This window comes from Bacteroides sp. AR29 (assembly GCF_900217715.1).
GTDB lineage: Bacteria > Bacteroidota > Bacteroidia > Bacteroidales > Bacteroidaceae > Bacteroides > Bacteroides uniformis.
This window is the reverse complement of the sequence record NZ_OBMS01000049.1, coordinates 1-6594: the sequence shown is the minus strand read 5'-3', so window position 1 is coordinate 6594 and position 6594 is coordinate 1. Positions and strand designations below refer to the sequence as shown.

5 protein-coding genes are annotated in these 6594 nt (G+C 42.1%); 4 read left to right on the top strand and 1 reads right to left on the bottom strand.

Annotated elements, in window-relative coordinates; genetic code table 11:
• Window positions 1-174: helix-turn-helix domain-containing protein (locus tag CSD97_RS18510; RefSeq protein WP_143272451.1), on the bottom strand; the 174-nt coding region annotated here is incomplete at its 3' end.
• A 139-nt stretch (window positions 175-313) separates the two neighbouring features.
• On the opposite strand from CSD97_RS18510, the gene CSD97_RS18505 reads away from it, so the two are divergent.
• The 4 genes from CSD97_RS18505 to CSD97_RS18490 are packed head-to-tail and all read left to right on the top strand — an operon-like array spanning window position 314 to window position 6497.
• Window positions 314-1576 carry a DUF4434 domain-containing protein gene (locus CSD97_RS18505; RefSeq protein WP_098032899.1) on the top strand — a complete coding sequence of 421 codons (1263 nt, stop codon included), beginning with the start codon at window positions 314-316 and terminating at the stop codon, window positions 1574-1576.
• 11 nt (window positions 1577-1587) lie between these two features.
• Window positions 1588-3009, top strand: a complete 1422-nt coding sequence (locus CSD97_RS18500; RefSeq protein WP_098032900.1) for a calcineurin-like phosphoesterase C-terminal domain-containing protein — start codon at window positions 1588-1590, stop codon at window positions 3007-3009.
• 21 nt (window positions 3010-3030) lie between these two features.
• Window positions 3031-4137 carry an SGNH/GDSL hydrolase family protein gene (locus CSD97_RS18495; RefSeq protein ID WP_098032898.1) on the top strand — a complete coding sequence of 369 codons (1107 nt, stop codon included), beginning with the start codon at window positions 3031-3033 and terminating at the stop codon, window positions 4135-4137.
• A gap of 26 nt (window positions 4138-4163) precedes the next feature.
• The gene (locus CSD97_RS18490; protein WP_098032897.1) at window positions 4164-6497 is read left to right on the top strand and encodes a glycoside hydrolase family 20 protein; all 2334 of its coding nucleotides are present in this window, start codon (window positions 4164-4166) and stop codon (window positions 6495-6497) included.
• Window positions 6498-6594: the final 97 nt, after the last annotated feature.

Here is a 6594-nt window from a genome sequence, read left to right as displayed (position 1 = left end):
CTGGATGCGAGCGGAAGGCATGGCGGCCAACTCCTTTATCGGTATACCACACTCTTGAAACAGGCGCACATATCTGCGCACCGTGTTGCGGGAAAGCTCAAAGCTCCTGCTTATCTGCTTTATCCCCATCCCCAATGCGTAACATTGGAGGATGTTTGCTATCTTTGTTGTCATAGTAGAAATGATTTTATCCCACCGGTCAAGACGGGAATCAAATCTACGAAAAATCCCCTGCCGGGCATTGCCAAGCAGGGGTATTTTTATATTGGAATCAAGGGGGTAGGATTATTTTAGCACAAGGGGGCAGAATCGCTTGGTTTTAGGGGGCAGCTTACACTGGATTTTCCAGCAGGTTAATGCTGGAGATAGCCTATTTATAAAAGGCTCATTTATACAGCCTCATCTGGTTACACAATGGAATGATATCCGTTGGCAAGAAGAATTCAAGACTTTGAAGGAGGCTGGTTTGGAGTTCTTGATTTTTATGCATACGGTCCATACTTCTAAAGAAGGAAAAACGGAAGCGGTGTATCCTTCAAAACTTCCAGACATAAAAAGCGGAAGTGATGATTTGCTGGAGAACTGCTTACGTAATGCAAAACGAGCTGGATTTAAGGTTTTTGTAGGATTAAATTTTAATGAAGGCTGGTGGGATGTCGATTCTCTTACTCCAAAATGGATAATGGGACAGATGGAACTAGGGAATAAAGTTGCAGAAGAACTGATAAATTGCTATAAAGAAAGGTATTCTGATACGATGTATGGCTGGTATTGGGTTTGGGAGGTTGTCAATTCTTGTTGTAAAAAGCAATTTTATCTGGATTGTCTGATAGATGCACTTAATGTGAATTTGGATTTTCTTCATCAACATACGGAAGATATGCCTTTCTTGCTGTCTCCTTTCATGAATAGTGAGGCAGGCACCCCTGAAGAGTGTTCCCGTATGTGGCAGTATATATTATCAAAGGCCCATTTTAAGGACGGAGATATTTTTGCTCCTCAAGATTGTGTCGGAGCAGGTTGGCTTACCATTGATGTGGTAGCAGAATGGTTTAAGAGTTTGTCAAAGGCTATACCTTCTTTCCCTAAAATCCATTTTTGGGCAAATATCGAGATGTTCGACCAACGTTTCTGGACAGTTGCACCTTTGGGTCGTTTAAAGCTTCAGATGGATTTGCTGCGTCCCTATGTCTCCGGATTTATTTCATTTGCCTACAGCCACTATTATAGCCCTGCTTTGAAGAACCCCTTAATACATAATTCATATGTGGAATATGTACAGAAAGGGACTCTGCCTATTTGTGAATCTCCTTTGCCAGTCTCGAATTTAAGGATATATACTGATGAAAATAAAGATGAAGTGATTCTTGAATGGAAACCGGCGAAAGAAAAGAAGGGAGTGATGGGATATCATGTATATAGAGATGACGTTTTAATAGGTAATGTACAATATGACCATAACAATGTATGCAGATATAAATGGAATATTCAAGGGAAGCTTGGTACATATTCCGTAACTTCTTATGATATTTGTGGAACTGAATCAGAAAAGATAGCATTGTCTTTAGTTAAATGACATTTTATAGTATGAAGAAATATATACAATATTTGTTTTTTATAATTGTTCTGGGAGTCCATACCTGTGATTCTTTCGGAAAGGACATTTATGGAAAGGTTTTGTGTGAAGGCAAAGGATTGCCAGGAGTAGTTGTTACAGACGGCATTGATTGTACTTTGACCGATGGGCAGGGAGATTATATGCTTGAGAAGAAAAGAGATACCCGTTTTATCTATTTGACTGTTCCTGCTGGTTTTGTACCTGCTGCGGAACGGACCATTCCTTTATTTTTTCAAAAAGTGGATGTTTCCCGTAGCGAGTATAATTTTGAGCTAAAAAGAAACACCCGGAATGACGAGAAGCATTTGTTTTTGGTACAAGCGGATGTACAAATGACTTCTGAAAGGGATGTGAAGGCATATCCTCGTTTTTTGCAGGATATGCATCAGTTTGTCGAACCTTATTCAAAGGAGTGGGACGTTTTTGGAATAGATTGTGGTGATATTGTCGGTGATACTCCTTCGCTATATCCGTCCTACATCGATACGGTTGCTTCTTTAGGTTTTCCTGTTTATCGTACCATCGGTAATCATGATATGACTTATGGCGGACGTACTTTTGAATATTCATATCAGACTTTTGAAAATTATTTTGGTCCAACCTACTATTCTTTCAATAAAGGTAAAGCGCATTATATTGTGTTGAACAATAATTTTTATGTAAATCGCGATTATCAATATATAGGTTATATCAATGAACGTACTTTTGCATGGATGGAGCAAGACCTGAAATATGTACCCGAAGGGAGCCTTGTGTTTGTCATTGTCCATATCCCCACAAGCCTTACTCCGGAATTGAAGTGGAATACTTTGATACAAGATGAGACGAGCAATGCTTCCGGACTGTACGACCTGTTGAAAGGATATAATGCTCATATTATTTCCGGACATACGCATTTCAACTGGAATGTCTGTTTTAATGATAGTTTGATGGAGCATAATACGGCTGCCGTATGTGGTATCTGGTGGAAAGCTGATATTTGCATGGATGGCACTCCGGTCGGTTATGGGGTTTACGAGGTAGATGGGACGGATGTGAAATGGCGTTATAAGAGTGCCGGCTATCCTGATGATTATCAGTTTCGTACTTATCCCATAGGAAGTTGTGATGATTATCCGTTGGATATTATTGCCAATGTTTGGAACTGGGATTATTTGTGGAAGGTAGAGTGGTATGAGGATGGCAAGAGGAGGGGGGAAATGAGCCGTTTTACCGGATACGATCCTGAGGCTAAAGCTATTTGTGCGGACAAGGAGAGAGTTGAATACGACTGGATTAGTCCGGTAAAGACGGAGCATCTCTTCCGGGCTACTCCTAAAAAAGCCGGAGCACATATTGAAGTCCGGGTGACCGACCGCTTTGGTAGAGTTTATAAACAACGTGTCCAGTGATTCGTTGGAAATGATTTTTTTATGAGATATTGTCATTTATGGATACTTGTTTTCTGTGCAAGCTTGTGTGGTTTACCGGGGGCGAATGCGCAAAATACAAGCTGGACAGTTAAAGGAAGTGATGCTGCCGTACGATATGTAGGGCGTACCCAAGTGCAAGAAGATGGTTCAGTGACTTTTGACTGGGTAGGAACTTATCTGGAGACTCGTTTTGCGGGAGGAAAACTCTCTATAAGGTTATCCGAGACGGGGACGAGCTATTACAATGTTTTTGTCGACGGCAAACTGCATACGGTAGTGAAAGCTTGTGGCACAGATACTGTGATTGACTTCGTTTCTGGAGTAAGTCGTAGACTCCATAGCCTGCGCATACAGAAACGCACGGAGGGTGAATTCGGAAAGACCACTCTCTATCAGTTTCATTTGGCAGCTTCGGGCTATTTGCAGGAGGAGCCTGAAGTCCGGACCCGTCACATCGAGTTTGTAGGAAACTCTCTGACGTGTGGCTATGGTGCGGAGGGGAAAGACCGGAATGAACCGTTCAGATTGGAGACGGAAAACTGTAATCTTTCTTTCTCTACTATAATAGCACGTTATTTTGATGCAGATTACAGTCTGATTGCACATTCTGGCCGGGGGGCTGTCCGTAATTATGGTGATTCGGTACGTGTTTCGGCTATTACGATGAAGGATAAGATGCTCCAAACTTTTGACGAAGGTTCTGCTGAACAATGGAATTTCAAAGCATATCGTCCGGATTTGGTAGTCATTAATTTGGGAACTAACGATTTTTCTCTTGAACCGCAGCCGTATAGGAGTGAGTTTGTAAAGGCCTATACACAGATATTAAAACAATTACGCCAGCATTATGGGCAGATTCCCATTCTTTGTATCTATTGTTGCACTGTTCCTGCTCCAGTTTATACTTTCTACGAAGAGGCTGTTTCCGGGATGAATGATAGGAACATTTATTTGTTGAAACTAAAGGAAGGACTCTTCAATGAAGTGTTGGACTATGGAGCTGTCTGGCATCCCAATTATAGTGGGCAGCGTAAGATGGCTATGAATATCATTCCGTTTATTTCTACAGTCATGGGCTGGGAGCTACCGGAAAAGAAGGTTGAGTAGTATAATAATTTATTTTGATACAGCTTATGTTTATAAAGAGATTACTGATATTGTTTGCTGCATGTGAATTTGCAGTATATGTTCATGGTGAAGGGACGGCATCCTATTCGGTGGTCCCTCTGCCGCAAGAGATTAAGTTGAGTCAGGACAATCCCTTCCGGCTGGACGATAAGGTGGTTGTGGTCTATCCGGAAAGTAATCCGCAGCTAAGACGTAATGCGGAATTCTTGTCCGAATATATCGGGCAGTCTGTTGGCTTCGTACTGCCGGTAAAAGCAATGGCTGGAGGTGAGAAAGTGGAAAATGCTATTGTATTGGCATTGACCCCGCAGATAAGTAATAAGGAAGGCTATCAACTCTCTGTTTCGTCAAAAGGTATTCTGATAGAGGGGCAGACTGAAAAAGGTGTGTTTTATGGTATTCAGACTTTGAGGAAATCCATTCCTATAGGAATCGGTGAAAAGATGGCTCTGATGCCTACCGGTATCGTGAAAGACGAACCTCGTTTTGTGTATCGTGGTATGCATCTTGATGTGGCGCGCCATTTCTTCACTGTGGAGTTTGTCAAAAAGTATATAGATTTATTGGCATTGCACAATATGAATACTTTTCATTGGCATCTGACCGATGATCAGGGATGGCGTATTGAGATTAAGAAATATCCGAAACTTGTGGAAGTAGGGTCTGTCCGCAACCGTACTGTAATCGGTTATCTGGGAAGTGGTGAATACGATAATACGAGTTATGGTGGCTACTATACACAGGAACAAATAAAAGAAGTGGTCCGGTATGCTGAAGAACGCTATATAAATATCATTCCTGAGGTAGATTTACCCGGACACATGTTGGCGGCTTTGGCGGCTTATCCCGAGTTGGGGTGTACGGGAGGCCCTTATGAAGTATGTCCTGATTGGGGTGTTTTTGAGGATGTACTTTGCATAGGAAATGAGAAAACCATGCAGTTTCTGGAAGATGTGATGACCGAATTAATAGAAATATTCCCTTTCAAATACATTCACATTGGTGGAGACGAGGCTCCTCGTATACGTTGGAAAGAATGTCCTAAATGTCAGAGGCGTATCATTGCCGAAGGACTGAAAGCTGATGAAAAGCATAGTGCAGAGGACCGTCTGCAGAGTTACTGCATGCAGCGCATTGAAAAATTCTTGAATGCCCGTGGAAAGCAGATTATCGGTTGGGATGAGATTTTGGAGGGTGATGTGGCTCCTAATGCCACGGTTATGTCTTGGCGGAGCTCTGCCGGAGGAATTAAGGCAGCTAAAATGGGGCATAACGTAGTCATGGCTCCCAATACACATTGCTATTTTGACTTCTATCAGACCGGTGATACCGAAAACGAACCGTTGTCTATCGGTGGTTGCCTGACGGTTGAAAAAGTATATAGTCTTGAACCGACGGAGGCGCTCACGGCAGAGCAGGCTGAACATATACTCGGCGTACAAGCCAACCTTTGGACGGAATACATTTCATCTGCCGCACATGCGGAATATATGGTGCTGCCCCGTATGGCAGCATTGGCAGAAGTTCAGTGGACAAAACCAGAGAAGAAAGACTATGGTGATTTTACAAAACGGATTGTAAATTTGCTGGCTTTGTATCAAAGAAACGGGTGGAATTATGCCAAACATCTTTATGACATCAAGGCTGATTTCACACCGGATATTGAAAAAAAGGCCATGACAGTCACTTTAAGCACTATAGACAATGCTCCTATTTACTATACATTGGATGGAAAAGAACCATCAAAAACTTCAAGAAGGTATACTGTTCCCGTCTCGATTGACTCTTCTGCTGATTTTCGTGCTACAGTTATCCGTTCGGATAGTAAAAACAGCTGCATAAGGAAGACTATTTCCTTTAATAAAGCCACATTGCTTCCTGTTACATTGACGCAGGTGCAGCCGGCTCCCGATTACACTTTCGGAGGAGCTGCCACATTGGTGGACGGAATGGCGGGGAATGATAATTTCTCTACCGGTGCCTGGTTAGGCTTTTTAGGAGAAGATGTGACTGTACTTATTGACTTGAAGCAGCAGACTGAAATTAGCCGGTTAAGTATAAATGCCATGACCTATATGGATGCATGGATTATGGGCCCCGTTGGATTACAAGTCTTTATTTCGGATGACAATGAGCAGTTTGTGAATGTGGCAGATGAGGCATTTCCGGCAGAAGCGGATGTGAAGAAAAGGTGCATCGAAAAATATGACGTCACATTTGCACCTGTAAATGCACGTTATGTAAAGCTGGTAGTCAAGGGGAGTATGGCTTTGCCCAAGGGGCATGTAGGTGAAGGTAAAATGCCTTATTTGTTTATGGATGAGATTCAAATTGATTAGAAATATCACTACTGTCCCGTAAAAGTGGATAAATAGTTCTTTGAAATTATTGAAATATAGTCAATTACACGGTTTTTTGAAATGAAACGGACTTGAT